At 57.4% G+C, this 15424-nt stretch carries 12 protein-coding genes; 5 read left to right on the forward strand and 7 right to left on the reverse strand.

Annotation, left to right across the window (positions count from 1 at the left end):
* The first annotated feature begins 103 nt into the window (after positions 1-103).
* Entirely contained in the window at positions 104-2431 is a 2328-nt protein-coding gene (locus tag ACTJKZ_RS17590; RefSeq protein ID WP_161733692.1) for a Tex family protein, read from the forward strand.
* 127 nt (positions 2432-2558) lie between these two features.
* Positions 2559-4244: an alpha-amylase family glycosyl hydrolase gene (locus ACTJKZ_RS17595; protein ID WP_440829887.1), complete on the forward strand. Its 1686-nt coding sequence runs from the start codon at positions 2559-2561 to the stop codon at positions 4242-4244.
* Here ACTJKZ_RS17595 and ACTJKZ_RS17600 read toward each other — a convergent pair whose 3' ends face one another.
* The gene (locus ACTJKZ_RS17600) at positions 4245-4514 is read right to left on the reverse strand and encodes a YdgH/BhsA/McbA-like domain containing protein (protein ID WP_010671554.1); all 270 of its coding nucleotides are present in this window, start codon (positions 4512-4514) and stop codon (positions 4245-4247) included. It lies immediately after the preceding gene.
* Between the two features lie 172 nt (positions 4515-4686).
* Complete coding sequence (bioH, locus tag ACTJKZ_RS17605; RefSeq protein ID WP_161733696.1) at positions 4687-5460, reverse strand: pimeloyl-ACP methyl ester esterase BioH; 774 nt, start codon at positions 5458-5460, stop codon at positions 4687-4689.
* Between the two features lie 34 nt (positions 5461-5494).
* Between bioH and gntX the strand changes: the two genes are divergently transcribed.
* Together gntX and nfuA are read left to right on the forward strand one after the other, a co-directional pair.
* The gene (gene gntX / locus ACTJKZ_RS17610; RefSeq protein ID WP_033784173.1) at positions 5495-6175 is read left to right on the forward strand and encodes a DNA utilization protein GntX; all 681 of its coding nucleotides are present in this window, start codon (positions 5495-5497) and stop codon (positions 6173-6175) included.
* Between the two features lie 58 nt (positions 6176-6233).
* Complete coding sequence (gene nfuA, locus ACTJKZ_RS17615; RefSeq protein ID WP_161733698.1) at positions 6234-6809, forward strand: Fe-S biogenesis protein NfuA; 576 nt, start codon at positions 6234-6236, stop codon at positions 6807-6809.
* Positions 6810-6844: 35 nt separating this feature from the next.
* Here nfuA and malQ read toward each other — a convergent pair whose 3' ends face one another.
* The 5 genes from malQ to glpE all read right to left on the reverse strand — a co-directional run bounded on the left by malQ (position 6845) and on the right by glpE (position 13465).
* Complete coding sequence (gene malQ / locus ACTJKZ_RS17620) at positions 6845-8926, reverse strand: 4-alpha-glucanotransferase (protein WP_440829888.1); 2082 nt, start codon at positions 8924-8926, stop codon at positions 6845-6847.
* Positions 8927-8935: 9 nt separating this feature from the next.
* Positions 8936-11341 (reverse strand): maltodextrin phosphorylase, encoded by a 2406-nt coding sequence (gene malP / locus ACTJKZ_RS17625; RefSeq protein WP_440829889.1) that lies wholly within the window; start codon positions 11339-11341, stop codon positions 8936-8938.
* 155 nt (positions 11342-11496) lie between these two features.
* On the reverse strand, positions 11497-12255 hold the full coding sequence (locus tag ACTJKZ_RS17630) for a DeoR/GlpR family transcriptional regulator (RefSeq protein WP_013359303.1): 759 nt from the start codon (positions 12253-12255) through the stop codon (positions 11497-11499).
* Positions 12256-12287: 32 nt separating this feature from the next.
* Positions 12288-13109: a rhomboid family intramembrane serine protease GlpG gene (gene glpG, locus ACTJKZ_RS17635; protein ID WP_161733705.1), complete on the reverse strand. Its 822-nt coding sequence runs from the start codon at positions 13107-13109 to the stop codon at positions 12288-12290.
* A 29-nt stretch (positions 13110-13138) separates the two neighbouring features.
* Positions 13139-13465 carry a thiosulfate sulfurtransferase GlpE gene (gene glpE, locus ACTJKZ_RS17640; protein WP_260059411.1) on the reverse strand — a complete coding sequence of 109 codons (327 nt, stop codon included), beginning with the start codon at positions 13463-13465 and terminating at the stop codon, positions 13139-13141.
* Between the two features lie 227 nt (positions 13466-13692).
* Here glpE and glpD point away from each other — a divergent pair, with 227 nt between their 5' ends.
* Positions 13693-15198 carry a glycerol-3-phosphate dehydrogenase gene (gene glpD / locus ACTJKZ_RS17645; protein WP_161733709.1) on the forward strand — a complete coding sequence of 502 codons (1506 nt, stop codon included), beginning with the start codon at positions 13693-13695 and terminating at the stop codon, positions 15196-15198.
* Positions 15199-15424 lie beyond the last annotated feature (226 nt).

Genomic DNA, 15424 nt, shown 5'->3' on the forward strand with positions numbered 1-15424 from the left:
CGATTCAGATTATCGCTGAAAGCCGCCCGCGTCTCTGGCAATTTTGATTATCAATCCGTATAACTGTCGGCTATTTCTCAACCCGGAAAGCAAGACAGTCCTGATGATGAAAGTTCTGAGCCAGATAATTGCCAGTGAGCTACAGGCGCGACCAGAGCAGGTTGACGCCGCCGTTCGCCTGTTAGATGAAGGGAATACCGTGCCGTTTATCGCACGCTATCGTAAAGAGGTCACCGGCGGTCTGGATGATACCCAACTCCGCCAGCTGGAAACCCGCCTCAGCTATCTGCGTGAACTTGAAGAGCGACGCCAGTCAATTCTGAAGTCGATTGACGATCAGGGAAAACTGACTGACGACCTCGCCCGCGCCATCAATACCACCCTCAGCAAAACCGAGCTTGAAGACCTCTACCTGCCCTACAAGCAGAAACGCCGTACGCGTGGACAGATCGCGATTGAAGCGGGTCTGGAACCGCTGGCGGACACGCTCTGGCAGGATCCGTCGCACACCCCTGAGCAGCTGGCTGAGCAGTATGTCGATGCTGATAAAGGCGTTGCCGACGTCCGTGCCGCGCTGGATGGTGCCCGCTACATTCTGATGGAGCGTTTCGCCGAGGATGCCGCGCTGCTTGCCAAAGTGCGTAACTACCTGTGGAAAAATGCCCACCTGGTCTCTCGTGTAGTGGAAGGCAAAGAGGAAGCGGGCGCGAAGTTCCGTGACTACTTTGATCATCACGAAGCGCTGAGCACCGTGCCGTCGCATCGTGCGCTGGCGATGCTGCGTGGCCGCAACGAAGGTGTGCTGCAACTCTCGCTGAATGCCGATCCGCAGTTTGATGAAGCACCGCGTGAAAGCCACGGCGAAACCCTGATTGCTGAACACCTGAATCTGCGCCTGAATAACGCCCCTGCCGACAGCTGGCGTAAAGCCGTCGTGAGCTGGACGTGGCGCATCAAGGTGATGCTGCATCTGGAAACCGAACTGATGGGTACGGTGCGTGAACGCGCAGAAGATGAAGCGATCAACGTCTTTGCCCGCAACCTGCACGATCTGCTGATGGCCGCCCCGGCCGGGATGCGTGCCACCATGGGACTGGATCCCGGCCTGCGTACCGGCGTTAAAGTCGCTGTGGTCGATGCCACCGGTAAAGTCGTGGCGACCGATACCGTTTATCCACACACCGGTCAGACCGCCAAAGCGGCTGCCGCGGTTGCCGCGCTCTGCATTAAGCACCAGGTCGAGCTGGTGGCGATTGGCAACGGCACCGCGTCCCGTGAAACCGAGCGCTTCTTCCTGGATCTGCAGCAGCAGTTCCCACAGGTCACGGCACAGAAAGTGATTGTCAGTGAAGCTGGCGCATCGGTCTACTCTGCCTCTGAACTGGCGGCGCTGGAATTTCCGGATCTTGATGTTTCGCTGCGCGGCGCGGTGTCGATTGCCCGCCGTCTGCAGGATCCACTGGCTGAGCTGGTGAAAATAGACCCGAAATCGATCGGTGTCGGTCAGTATCAGCATGACGTCAGTCAGAGCCAGCTGGCGAAGAAACTCGACGCCGTAGTAGAGGATTGCGTAAATGCCGTCGGCGTTGACCTTAACACCGCCTCGGTGCCGCTGCTGACCCGCGTCGCGGGCCTGACGCGCATGATGGCGCAGAACATTGTCGGCTGGCGTGATGAGAACGGCCGCTTCCAGAATCGCCAGCAGCTGCTGAAAGTGAGCCGTCTTGGGCCAAAAGCCTTTGAGCAGTGTGCGGGCTTCCTGCGCATCAACCACGGCGATAACCCGCTGGATGCCTCGACCGTCCACCCGGAAGCCTACCCGGTCGTGGAGCGTATTCTGGCCGCCACCGAGCAGGCGCTGAGCGATCTGATGGGCAACGCGGGCAGCCTGCGTAACCTCAGCGCCCACGATTTCATTGATGAACGTTTTGGTCTGCCGACCGTTACCGACATCATGAAAGAGCTGGAGAAGCCGGGCCGCGATCCGCGTCCCGAGTTTAAAACTGCGCAGTTTGCAGAAGGTGTGGAAACACTGAACGATCTGTTGCCGGGCATGATCCTCGAAGGCGCCGTCACCAACGTCACCAACTTCGGTGCGTTTGTGGATATTGGCGTGCATCAGGATGGCCTGGTCCATATCTCGTCGCTTTCAGACCGCTTTGTGGAAGACCCCCATCAGGTGGTGAAAGCGGGCGATATCGTCAAAGTGAAAGTGATGGAAGTCGATCTCCAGCGCAAACGTATTGCCCTGACCATGCGTCTTGATGAGCAGCCGGGCGAAGGCAATGCACGTGGCGGCGCGAGAAACGCCGCCCCGCGCGAAGAGAAACGTCCGGCCGCCGGTAAAGGCCGTCCACGTCCGGTCAGTTCCTCTGCGGGTAATAGCGCGATGGGTGATGCGCTGGCCGCAGCATTCGGTAAAAAACGCTAAGCTTTTCAGGGGGCCACATCTGGCCCCCTCTTCTCGTCCTCTCCCCCGGTTGAAAATCCCCATCATCGCGCTACGCTAAAAAGACGCCTGTCATAAAAACAACACCTGCTGTGGCACCCAATTCACGATGGATACGATCACCGATCTGATTGAGAAGATTTATGCTGGCACATTCCCGGAGGCGACCTTTGCGCGCCTGCAGGCTGACATCGCTACCGCCCGCGAGGCGATTAAGCTGCCCCGTAAGGCACACTGGGATGAACAGGATGTGGTGCTGATCACCTACGCCGACCAGTTTCGTGAAGCCGGTAAACCCACGCTCAGCACCTTTTCCCGTTTCTATCAGCAGCATCTGCAATCCACGTTTCCGCTGGTTCACCTGCTGCCCTTTTTCCCCTGGTCGTCCGATGACGGCTTTTCAGTGATTGATTACCATCAGGTCGATCCGCAGTGCGGCGACTGGCAGGACATTGCGCGCCTGCATCAGGAAACCCGGCTGATGTTTGACTTCGTCTGTAACCATATGTCGTCACGGAGCGTCTGGTTCAGCCACTTCCTGGCGCAGGATCCTGGCTGGGATGATTTCTTTATCAGCATGCCGCCCGCCACCGATCTCAGCGCCGTCACGCGACCGCGCACCTCGCCGCTGCTGACGCCGTTTAAGATGGCCGATGGCGACACCCGTTTTATCTGGACCACCTTCAGCGCCGACCAGATCGACCTTAACTTTGCCAATCCTGAGGTGTTGCTGCGCATGGTCAACGTACTGCTCGACTATCTGATTCGTGGCGCTGACTATGTACGTCTCGATGCGGTCGGTTATATGTGGAAAACGCCCGGCACGCGCTGTATTCATCTGGAAAAAACCCATCAGCTGGTGAAGCTGTTCCGCGCCATTGCCGACCATGTCGCGCCTGGCACGGTGATTATCACCGAGACCAACGTGCCGCATCAGGACAACATCAGTTATCTGGGCAACGGGCACGATGAGGCGCAGATGGTCTATCAGTTTTCACTGCCGCCGCTGGTCCTGCATGCCATTCATACCGGATCGGCGCGCGCACTGCGGCAGTGGGCCAGTTCGCTGGATCTCAGCAGCAACGACACCACCTTCTTCAACTTTCTGGCGTCACACGATGGCATCGGGCTGAATCCGGCGCGCGGCATTTTGTCTGAAGTGGAGATTGTGGCGCTGGTGCGCGATCTGGCACTGGAAGGCGCGCTCGTCTCCTATAAAAATAACCCCGACGGCACCACCAGTCCCTATGAAATCAACGTCACCTATCTGGATGCGTTAAATAGCGAGGCTGACGATGACGACACGCGACTGAAACGCTTTTTGCTGGCCCATGCGATTCTGCTGGTCTTTCCTGGCGTGCCTGCCATCTATATCCAGAGCATTCTGGGCGGTCGTAACCATTATGATGGCGTGCGGGCCGCCGGACACAACCGGGCGATTAACCGTCAGAAGTATGATTTGCAGCTGATTGAAGCGGCGCTGGCGGGCGGTGACTGGCTGCGGCAGCAGATTTATACCCGGCTCGGCCAGTTGATACAGCTGCGTCGTCGCCAGCCTGCATTCCATCCCGATAATCCGATGACGCTGTATGACAGCGAAAATGCCGTGCTGGTGCTCAGCCGTCATCAGGCGGAAAGCGGCGACGGACTGCTTTGCGTATTTAATCTCAGTGGACGATCAGTGGAGACGCGACTGCCAATGGCGCATACGTTGCAGGATGTGGTGAGCGGAGAGAAAATTGATGGCACCCAGCCGGTTAAGCTGGATGCCTGGCAGTTCATGTGGCTACGTTAATTACTTGTAGACTTCAGCGGTGGCGCTGAATTTACCGTGTTCGCGGCCTGCGATCACGCGGTAGTATTTACCGCCCTTTTCGTCAGCGAGCTTCGACAACACTTTCTTAGCATCCATTGGCGAGGTAGTTTCCGCCGTGGTGTTAACGTTGCCGATCTTTTGCAGGTTCATTGTTTTAACTTCTTCCTGGGTGACTTCTTTCGCTGCCATCGCAGAAAATGAAATCGCGCCCATCATCATTGAAGCCACAACCCATTTAAAAACCTTCATTATGTTTACCCTCATTCATGATCCATTGTGAGATGTAAGCAGCCGCTAAACGCGTAAGGCAGTATGGAACGGCATAGTCATTTCCGTGACTAATCACATAAAATGCAGCGGCCTTGCTCACAGAGAGAAGTATTGCTGCTGTCTGCGATTTTGCCAGTTCAAAGCGTCATTATCACGGCAGATTACTGATAAAATTAACAATATGCTGGCAAAAGCGCTCAGGATGGGAAATAAAAGGCGCATGTGCGGCTTTTTCGATAACCACTGAAGGCGATGCTGGCAACATTTCATCTATCTCAGCGGCTATCCGGCGCGGCACCAGTCCATCCAGCGCCCCGTAGAGTCGCAGGAACGGCAGCGTAATCTGCGGTAACGCGTCGCGCAGATCGACCTGGCGCAAAATCTCCAGCCCGCCATCCAGCACCGCCACCTCCGGCATCGGCTGCGACAGCACCACCTCTTTCAACTGCCGCGCATCGGCGCGAGCCGTTTCGGTACCCAGCGTCTGCAGCGCCAGAAAGCGCTCCACCGTGCGCTGGAAATCATTGCTGAGCATCTGCTGAAAGTTCTGCAGCGTCTCCGGTTTAATGCCGGGCCAGCTCTCTGTGGCGGTGAAACAGGGCGACGAGGCAACGGTGATCAGTGCAGCCAGTTTTTCTGGCGCGCTCAGCGCAAGCTGCGTCGCCACCAGTCCGCCCAGCGACCAGCCCACCACAATCGCCTGCGGTGGCAGCAAAGGCAGTAACTCTTCTGCCATCTGCGCCAGCGTCAGCGCACCGAAATGCTGGCTGCGGCCATAACCCGGCAGATCGACCAGATGCAGGCGATAGTGCGGGCTGAGTCGCGGAATAATGCTTTGCCAGACTTCGGCGTTCAGTCCCCATCCGTGCAGCAGCACAAGATCGCGTTTTCCTTCCCCGCAGGTGTGCCAGTAGAGCGACATCATCAGTTACTATCCCGAAATTGATAAGGAGGTCGCTATGCTAGCAATGCCCGCCCTGTGTTGGCTATGCCGGATGCCGTTACGGATAGCCCGGCACGGCATCTGCAGTTTATGCCTGCGCGGATTACCGCCGTTGCCATTGCTCTGTCCGCGCTGCGGATTGCCGGCTGGCTCAGCAAAGGTCGCCTGTGGCCGTTGCCAGCTTAAACCGCCCGCCTGGCAGGCGCTGGTCTGCGTCAATGACTACTGTCCGCCGTTCAGCCAGTGGGTTAACCAGCTTAAATTTTCTCACATAACCGCACTCAGGGTGATGCTGGCGCGGCTGCTTTTGCTAAGCTGGCTGAATGTTTACCGGCGTGGCACGGTGCCGCGTCCCGATCTGCTGCTGCCGGTTCCGCTGCACCGGCGACGACGCTGGCAGCGCGGCTTCAATCAGACGGTACTGCTGGCCGCTCCGCTGGCGCACTGGCTGGGATGTGAATGGCGTGAAGGTGTTTCCCGCAGGCGAAGGGGCGCCCTACAGCATCAGCTCAGCGCCCGGCAGCGACGCACCAACTTACGCGGTGCCTTTCGCCTTGAAATGGCGGTGCAGGGACGCCATATCGCGCTGCTTGATGACGTCATTACGACCGGCAGTACCGTAGATGAAATCAGTCGTCTGTTACTGGCACAGGGTGCGGCCAGCGTGCAGGTCTGGTGCCTGTGCCGTACCTTGTAGAGCGTCTTTGATGGGCGTATTATAACCAACTAAATTAGTCAACTATTGAGCAATCGACATGATCCGAATTACTGACTCTGCCCAGGAACATTTTTCTAAACTGCTATCCAAACAAGAAGATGGCACCCAGATTCGCGTATTCGTGATTAACCCGGGTACGCCAACAGCAGAATGCGGCGTCTCTTACTGTCCGCCCGATGCGGTTGAAGCCACCGACACCGAACTGAAGTTCGAAAAGCTCTCAGCGTATATTGATGAGCTGAGCAAGCCGTATCTGGAAGATGCAGAAATCGATTTCGTTACCGACAATCTGGGTTCCCAGCTGACGCTGAAAGCACCGAATGCCAAGATGCGCAAAGTCTCTGATGATGCGCCAATGGTTGAGCGCGTTGAGTATCTGCTTCAGGCGCAGATCAACCCACAGCTGGCTGGCCACGGCGGTCGCGTGTCGCTGATGGAGATTACCGATGAGGGTTACGCCATTCTGCAGTTTGGCGGCGGCTGTAACGGCTGTTCGATGATCGACGTGACTCTGAAAGACGGTATTGAGAAAGAGCTGCTGGCCGCCTTCCCGGAACTGAAAGGCGTGCGCGATATTACCGAGCATCAGCGCGGCGAACACTCGTTCTACTGATGATAAAGCGCGGCAGCCCGGCTGCCGCGCCCTTCTTACTTCTCTTTCTTTCCTGACTGACGCTGCTGACTCACTACCTTCAGTAACGCATTCACTTCCTTGTCCGCAAAGATCTCCTCCAGCGTTTTGCTCAGCTTGCGTCGCCAGTTCGGATACTGATCCACGGTGCCCGGCACGTTGACCGGCGTGGTCATCCCAAGCCAGTCCTCAGGCTGCAGGCCCAGCAGCGCACTGTCGGTATCTGCCAGGAAACGATGGATCGCCCGGTTCAGCGCAGGCGTCATAGCCAGCTTCTCCGCCTTCTTCTGGCTGCGAGCCGGTAAGGCACCCGCCTGATGCAGCGCATCCAGCAGCGCCTGCTTCTGCGCGGCACGCTGCGCATGTAACGCTTTCACCGCATCGCCCGGATAAAGACCCAGCTTCTCGCCCAGTTCCAGATCGCCCTGCTCCCAGAAGCCGGTCAGCGTCGGCAGGTCATGGGTACTGGCGCTGGCGATAGACTGACGTGGATAGTCCTGCGGCGCGCGATAGCGCTGATCTTTCTCCTGCTCAAACCACAGCACCTTCCATGAAAAGACGCCGCTTTTGCGCAGCAGGCTGACGATCTCCTGAGGCACGGTGCCAAGGTCTTCGCCAATCACCATACAGCGCAGCCGGTGGCTCTCCAGTGCCAGAATAGCCAGCAGATCGTTGACCGGATAGGCTACATAAGCACCTTTATCTGCCGTTTCTCCGGCTGGCACCCACCACAGACGCAGCAGCGACATCACATGGTCGATACGCAGCGCGCCACAGTCACGCATATTGGCGCGCAGCATGTCGATAAACGGCTGGTAGGCGCGCGCCTGCATCACATGCGGATCCATCGGCGGTAAGCCCCAGTTTTGTCCCAGCGGTCCCAGACGGTCAGGCGGTGCGCCCACCGAGGCCTTGAGGCGATAAAGCTCCGGGTCGTGCCAGGTCTCCGCACTGCCTTCCGCCACGCCCACCGCCAGGTCACGGTAGAGACCGACGCTCATGCCCAGCGCCTGACTGTGCGCCCAGCAGCCTGAGAACTGCTGCTGCGCCAGCCATTGCAGCCACTGCCAGAAGGCGATCTCCTCTTCATGCTGTTCACACCACTGCTGCACTTCCGGCGACTGACTGTTGCGCCACGCCTCTGGCCAGGCAGGCCAGCCGCCCTGCTGTGACTTGTCTGCCTGCCGCTCCAGCTGTATGCCATCGTAGGCAGCCTGATAACGCAGGCTGTCACCGCCTTCACGCACAAAGGCTGCAAAGGAGAGAGGCTCTTCGCTCTGACTGTCACGCGCCTGAAAGTGTGTCCAGGCATGGCGCAACGCCGCCAGCTTCAGCGCCATCACGGCGTCGTAGTCGACCTGCTCCGCCTCACGCGCTTTGGTCAGCGCCTTCTGTGTTTTCGCGCTTTTCCACCATTTCTGCGCTGCCGCGCTTTGCTGAAAATCGTCCACCTGACTGACGTCGATATAGATCACGTTCAGCCAGCGGCGCGATGACGGACTATACGGGCTGGCAAAACCGGCGCTGGCAGGATAGAGCGCATGCAGCGGATTCAGCCCCACGAAATCGCCGCCGCGCTCAGCCAGCTGGACCAGCAATTGATAGAGATCGCCGAAGTCGCCGATGCCCCAGTTCTGTTCAGAGCGCACGGTATAAAGCTGAACCAGTGCACCCCAGCGTTTTTCCCCGGCCTCCAGCGCCGGAGGCAGATAGCAGCGCCGCGGCGCGACAATAATCTGCGTCTGCCAGCTTTTCTTCCCTTTGTTGAGCGTCAGCTGGTGATAACCCTGGGTCAGCGGTCCCGGCAGCGTAAAAGGCTCCCCGGCGGTTAACTCACCGCTGTGCTGTTTGCCCTTTTCGGTCTGCAACTGCCAGCGGTAAGTGCCACTGCCCTGAGGCGTCAGCTGTCGCTTACTGCTGCCGCTGAAGACCGCGACCGGCGGCAGCGGGGATTTACTGGCCTTCTGCGGTTCTGCCATCACCGCCAGCAGCGCGCGTTTGGTCTCATCGCTGACGGCCTCTTTCCTGCCGTTGACGTCGATGTAATCCAGTGAAATGCCTGCGGCACGGGCGGCCTGATCGAGTGAATTTTGCTGCATTGCTGCTCCTTAGCGCGGTGCCTGCCAGATACGTTGCTGATAGTCACGAATGGAACGGTCCGAACTGAACATGCCGGTTCGTGCCGTATTGAGGATGGCGGCGCGGGTCCAGCCTTCGGGGTCACGCCATAGCGCTTCCACCCGTTGCTGCGCCTCGATATAGGCCTGGAAATCGGCCAGCACCAGCCAGGGATCGCCATGTTTGGTCAGGCTTTCCAGCGTCAGGTCAAAGGCGTGCTTATCCCCGTCGCTGAATTTGCCCTTCTCCAGCGATTTCAGTAAATCGTCCAGCGGCTTGTTCTGCTTACGCACTTTTTTCGGGTTGTAGCCTTTCGCCTTGAGCGCCTTCACCTCATCCACGGTGTGGCCGAAGATAAAGATGTTTTCCTCGCCCACCTGTTCGGCAATTTCGACGTTGGCACCATCGAGCGTGCCAATCGTCAGCGCACCGTTCAGCGCCAGCTTCATGTTGCCGGTGCCGGAGGCTTCATAACCGGCGGTGGAGATCTGCTCAGAGAGATCGGCTGCCGGGATCATCTGCTCGGCCACGGTGATACGGTAGTCGGGGATAAACACCACTTTGAGTCTGTCGCCAACCCGCGGATCGTTGTTCACCACCTCCGCCACTTTGTTAATGGCGTAGATGATATTTTTGGCGAGGTAATAGCCCGGCGCGGCCTTAGCCCCGAACAGGAATACCCGTGGCGTAAAGGTGACATCTTCCGGGTTGTTACAGAGCGTCTGATAGCAGTAGAGGATATGCAGCAGGCTGAGATGCTGCCGCTTGTACTCATGCAGTCGCTTGATCTGCACATCGAACAGCGCAGCCGGATTCACGATGATGCCGGTATGCCGCGCGATATACTCTGTAAGCTGCGCTTTGTTCTGCTGTTTGATGCTGCGATAGCGCTGACGAAACGCCTGATCGTCGGCATAAGCCTCCAGACCGATCAATGCATCAAGGTTACTGGCCCACTCGATTTTCAGCGTCTCATCAATCAGCCCGGCCAGCGCCGGGTTACACTGCTTCAGCCAGCGGCGCGGCGTAATGCCGTTGGTGACGTTATGGAATTTTTGCGGCCAGAGCTGGTGATACTCCGGAAAGAGATCGCTGACCACCAGACGGGAGTGCAGCGCTGCCACGCCGTTGACCGCAAAGCCGCTGACGACGCAGAGATTGGCCATTCGCACCTGACCGTCAGCCACCACCGCCAGCTTGTGCCACATCGCTTTGTCATCCGGCCAGCGCTGCTTCACCTGCTTCTTCAGTCGCTGATTAATCTCTTTGATAATCAGCATGTGGCGCGGCAGCAGACTGCGCATCAGCTTCTCATCCCAGCGCTCCAGCGCCTCTGGCATCAGCGTGTGGTTGGTGTAGGCAAACAACCGGCTGGTGATCTGCCATGCTTCATCCCAGCTCAGCTGATGCTCATCCAGCAGCACGCGCAGCATCTCCGGTATAGCGATGGTCGGATGGGTATCGTTGAGCTGGATCACTTCGAAATCCGGCAGGCTGTGAATGCTGCGCCCCGCCAGATGGTGACGCCGCAGGATATCCGCCACCGCACAGGCGCACTGGAAATATTGCTGCATCAGGCGCAGCCGCTTGCCAGCCTGATGGTTGTCATTGGGATAAAGAACCTTGGTGAGCTTTGCCGCTTCGATGCCGGGCTGCTCTGCCTGCAGGAAGTGGCCGTCGTTAAAGGCGCTGAGATCAAACGGATGCGCGCTTACGGCCTGCCACAGGCGCAGCGGCAGCGTCACGCCGTTTCGATAGCCGGTAACCGGCAAATCCCAGGCCTCGCCGCGCAGCGTAAAATCGGGATGCCAGCGTACACCACCGTTTTCCAGTTTTTCAACCCGGCCGCCCATCGCGACGTCAACATCCAGCGCCGCGTTGTGACGGAACCACGGATAGCGCTCGCGCTGCCAGTCATCGGGCGTTTCAATCTGCTTACCCTCGTCAAAAGACTGGCGGAACAGGCCGTACTGGTAATTAAGCCCGTGACCGGTGGCAGACTGCCCTACCGTTGCCATTGAATCCATGTAGCAGGCGGCCAGTCGTCCCAGCCCGCCGTTACCGAGCGCCGGATCGACCTCCTGCTCCAGCAGTTCGGTTAAATCGAGCTGCTGCTCAGCCAGCGCCGCCTTAACCTCGTCATACCAGCCGAGATTCAGCAGATTGTTGCCGGTCAGACGACCAATCAGAAACTCCATCGACAGATAATTAACATGGCGCTGCTGCACCGCCGGACGCGGTGCCGGTTGCGCGGCCAGCAGTTCTGCCAGCACCGCACTCACTGCCTGCCACGCCTGATGCGGGGTCATCTGTTGTGCGGAGAGGAGACTTAACTGCTGCCACTGGCGGGTCAATGCGGCGTTAAAACGGGCTTTATTAAATTTCTGCTGCGGCATAGCACTCCCTTCTGTTACGCAATGAGGTGAAGCAAAAATAGAAAGCGCACGGGCTGGCAACCGGGTACCAGCAATCGTTAAGTAAAGACGGGAGTGAGGAAAAAAGCGACAGCAATCAAAGAAAAACGCCAGCCGGGCGGCTGGCGTGACAGGAATCAGCAGAGTTCGAGGTGAACCTCATGCTGCTCAATCACTTTCATGACGCTGGCGGGCGGCATTTTGTCGGTGTAGAGATAGTCCAGCAGACTCATGTTGCCAAGGTTAACCATGGCGTTACGGCCAAACTTCGAGTGATCCACCACCAGCATCACACAGCGTGAATTTTCAATGATGGCGCGCTTGGTGCGGACTTCGTGATAGTCGAACTCCAGCAGCGATCCATCCATATCGATGCCGCTGATCCCCAGGATGCCGTAATCGAGCCGGAACTGGGAAATGAAGTCGAGCGTCGCTTCCCCCATCACCGCGCCATCGCGGGTCCGTACTTCACCGCCTGCGATAATTACCCGGAAATCGGGCTTGCCCATCAACAGCATCGCGACGTTGAGGTTGTTGGTCACCACGCGTAAGTCGCTATGGTTGAGCAGTGCATGCGCCACCGCTTCCGGCGTGGTGCCGATGTCGATAAACAGCGTGGCCCCATCCGGGATCTGACTGGCAACACGCTGCGCAATCCGCGCTTTCTCCGCTGACCACATCATTTTACGATCGTGCCAGGCGGTATTCTCAGAGCTGGAAGGAAGCGCCGCGCCGCCGTGGTGACGCTGAATTTTATTCTGATCGGCCAGATCGTTGAGATCGCGACGAATGGTTTGCGGGCTGACCTCAAAGTGATCCACCAGCTCCTCAGTACTGACATATCCCTGACGACGGACTAAATCGATAATCGCATCATGACGTTGCGTCTGCTTCACGTTCCTCTCCTGTTAACCCGCTTATATCCTGTCTAACGACGCGTGACGTTACGCGTATCCACCAGCGCCATTGCCAGCCCGACGACCAGACCGGCGACGTGCGCCGCGTTAGCAATCGCCAGACCAAAGACGCCGAACCAGCCAATCACCAGCCAGACCAGCGCAAAACCGATCAATCCCCTTTCAAGATAGACGCCGCTGTCTGGATCGCGCTCGCCGCGCAGCCAGCAGTAACCCATCAGCGCATACACCACGCCCGACAGGCCGCCAAACCAGATGCCACTGAACTTCGCCTGCAGCCAGCCGCTGAGCAGCGCCGAAATCAGCATAATCACGAACAGTTTGCCGCTGCCAAGACGCTTTTCGACCGCGCCGCCGAGATACCACCACCACATCAGATTAAACAGGATGTGCAGCAGTGAAAAGTGCAGCAGCGCATGGCTGAACCAGCGCCAGACCTGCAGATGCTGGTCGGCATCCGGCCAGGAGAGCCACGCCATTACGGCCTGATCGCCCATCACCTGCATCAGAATAAACACGGCGATACAGAGCACCATCAGGGACAGGGTCAGCGGACCGGCCCGCTCGCGGATGTTCGCCCAGATGTTGCTGCGCTCATAGCGCAGACCGCTGTCGGTCTTGCCGCTATGCCAGCTGGCGGCCTGATAGCGCGGATGGTTAGGATCGTGCAAAAACTGCTGAAGCTCGTTTTCGACCACTGAGATCTTGCTCTCGTCATCCAGCATGATGACGTAGTGATTTTCATGCTCGATGCGCAGCGTGATGCCCTGCGTCGCCATGTAGTCCACAAACGCCTGCGCCATGCGCGGCTGATTAAACTGGGTAATGCGCATCAGTAACTCTCCATGTGACGGGCAGCAACTTATTCGCTGCCGGGGGCAACCTGCTGAGGGAAGGCGGCACGCCAGGCATCAAAGCCGCCATCAATGCTGTAGGCCGCGCTGAAACCCTGTCCCAGCAGATATTGCGCCGCGCTTTTGCTGCTGTTGCCGTGATAGCACATCACCAGCACCGGCAGGCTGTGGTCTGCGCCACTGATAAAGGCGCTGAGGTTGGTGTTGGTCAGATGCAGCGCGCCTGTCGCATGACCCAGGGCATAACTTTGCGGATCGCGGATATCCACCAGCAGTGCACCCTCAGCCAGATGCGCCTGCGCCTGCTTCACGTCAATACATTCGAACATTTCCATGGGATCTCTCATAACAGCGTCGTAATGGTGCGTAGTGTAACCCGAGAATCCACGCCGATAACCTGACAATCGTTACGGCTATCTGTTTTTTTGGTGGGCAGAATGTTAGCTATATCACGCAAAAATGTTTTTACCCAGTTAAAAGCTGGCGTCAATGTTGGTTTGCGATTATGATTATGCTCGAAAACGAACATTAATGAACTATTCCGAACATCGGAGGAGATGACGTGGAAACCAAAGACCTGATCGTGATCGGCGGCGGCATCAACGGTGCCGGCATTGCAGCAGACGCTGCAGGACGCGGACTGTCGGTGTTAATGCTGGAGGCGCGGGATCTGGCTTGCGCGACCTCCTCTGCCAGTTCAAAACTGATTCACGGCGGCTTGCGCTACCTTGAACATTACGAATTCCGTCTGGTCAGTGAAGCACTGGCCGAGCGTGAAGTCCTGCTGAAAATGGCGCCGCATCTGGCGTTCCCGATGCGCTTCCGTCTGCCGCACCGTCCGCACCTGCGCCCGGCGTGGATGATCCGCACTGGTCTGTTCATGTATGACCATCTCGGTAAGCGTACGAGTCTGCCAGGCAGTAAAAGTCTGCGGTTTGGCGCGGATTCGGCCCTGAAGCCGGAAATTACGCGCGGATTCGAATATTCTGACTGCTGGGTCGATGATGCCCGCATGGTGGTACTGAACGCGCAGGAAGTGGTGAAGCGTGGTGGTGAAGTCCGTACCCGCACCCGCGTGACCCGAGCCTGGCGCGAAGGCGGCCTGTGGAAAGTTGAAGCGGAAGATGTCGACAGCGGCAAAACCTTCACCTGGCAGGCGAAAGGCCTGGTCAACGCCGCTGGCCCATGGGTTAAGCAGCTGTTTGATGACAGCCTGAAGCTGAAATCGCCTTACGGTATTCGTCTGATCAAAGGCAGCCACATTGTGGTGCCGCGCGTTCATACCGAGAAGCAGGCTTATATTCTGCAGAACGAAGATAACCGTATTGTGTTTGTCATCCCGTGGATGGATGAGTTCTCAATCATCGGTACCACCGATGTGGAGTACAAAGGCGATCCGAAAAACGTCAATATCGACGACAACGAGACAGCCTATCTGCTGAAAGTGTTCAACGGACACTTTAAAAAGCAGCTGACCGCTGACGATATCGTCTGGTCCTATTCCGGTGTCCGTCCGTTGTGTGATGATGAATCCGATTCACCGCAGGCGATCACCCGTGATTACACGCTGGACGTGCGCGACGATAATGGTCAGGCACCGCTGCTTTCCGTATTTGGCGGCAAGCTGACCACCTATCGTAAGCTGGCGGAACATGCGCTGGAAAAACTGGTGAAGTACTACCCGAACGCGGGTCCGGCCTGGACCAAAAACTGCGTATTGCCGGGTGGCAATATCTCCGGCACCCGTGAAGATTATGCAGCCAGTCTGCGTCGTCGTTATCCATTCATCAGCGAAAATATGGCGCGCCACTTCTCGCGCACTTACGGCAGCAGCACGGAAACCCTGCTTGCTGGCGCGAAAAGTCTGGATGACCTGGGTGAGAACTTCGGACACGAATTCTACGAAGCGGAACTGCGTTACCTGGTACAGCATGAGTGGGTGCGTGAACTGGATGATGCTATCTGGCGTCGTACCAAACAGGGTATGTGGCTGACCAAAGAGCAGCAGGCTCGCGTTGCCGAGTGGCTGGCAGCGAAAGCGAAACCCGTCCTGTCACTGGCCTCCTGAGCAGAGAGTTAAAATACAGAAAGCAGGCTTCGGCCTGCTTTTTTTATGGCGGTTCATCGGACAACTATTCGGATCTATTTCAATACTCACGTCCAGAGTAAACGCTAGATGAAAATTAACTCTGGATCACACTTTTTTTTGATAATCAGTTACGACCAGCAATATTCACTGCTGTAACTTTTACTTCATGTATCGCAGCCTAAACTCATCCCTTCGCTTATCTCTT

Source organism: Pantoea sp. 22096 (assembly GCF_052045955.1).
GTDB classification, from domain to species: domain Bacteria; phylum Pseudomonadota; class Gammaproteobacteria; order Enterobacterales; family Enterobacteriaceae; genus Pantoea; species Pantoea alfalfae.

What these genes read in the sequence shown, in the direction of transcription:
- glpE (WP_260059411.1), bottom strand. Translation starts at nt 13,465, where the DNA reads ATGGAAATGTTCGAATGTATTGACGTGAAGCAGGCGCAGGCGCATCTG.
- ACTJKZ_RS17600 (WP_010671554.1), bottom strand. Translation starts at nt 4,514, where the DNA reads ATGAAGGTTTTTAAATGGGTTGTGGCTTCAATGATGATGGGCGCGATT.
- bioH (WP_161733696.1), bottom strand. Translation starts at nt 5,460, where the DNA reads ATGATGTCGCTCTACTGGCACACCTGCGGGGAAGGAAAACGCGATCTT.
- malQ (WP_440829888.1), bottom strand. Translation starts at nt 8,926, where the DNA reads ATGCAGCAAAATTCACTCGATCAGGCCGCCCGTGCCGCAGGCATTTCA.
- glpG (WP_161733705.1), bottom strand. Translation starts at nt 13,109, where the DNA reads ATGCGCATTACCCAGTTTAATCAGCCGCGCATGGCGCAGGCGTTTGTG.
- nfuA (WP_161733698.1), top strand. Translation starts at nt 6,234, where the DNA reads ATGATCCGAATTACTGACTCTGCCCAGGAACATTTTTCTAAACTGCTA.
- ACTJKZ_RS17595 (WP_440829887.1), top strand. Translation starts at nt 2,559, where the DNA reads ATGGATACGATCACCGATCTGATTGAGAAGATTTATGCTGGCACATTC.
- ACTJKZ_RS17590 (WP_161733692.1), top strand. Translation starts at nt 104, where the DNA reads ATGATGAAAGTTCTGAGCCAGATAATTGCCAGTGAGCTACAGGCGCGA.
- malP (WP_440829889.1), bottom strand. Translation starts at nt 11,341, where the DNA reads ATGCCGCAGCAGAAATTTAATAAAGCCCGTTTTAACGCCGCATTGACC.
- gntX (WP_033784173.1), top strand. Translation starts at nt 5,495, where the DNA reads ATGCTAGCAATGCCCGCCCTGTGTTGGCTATGCCGGATGCCGTTACGG.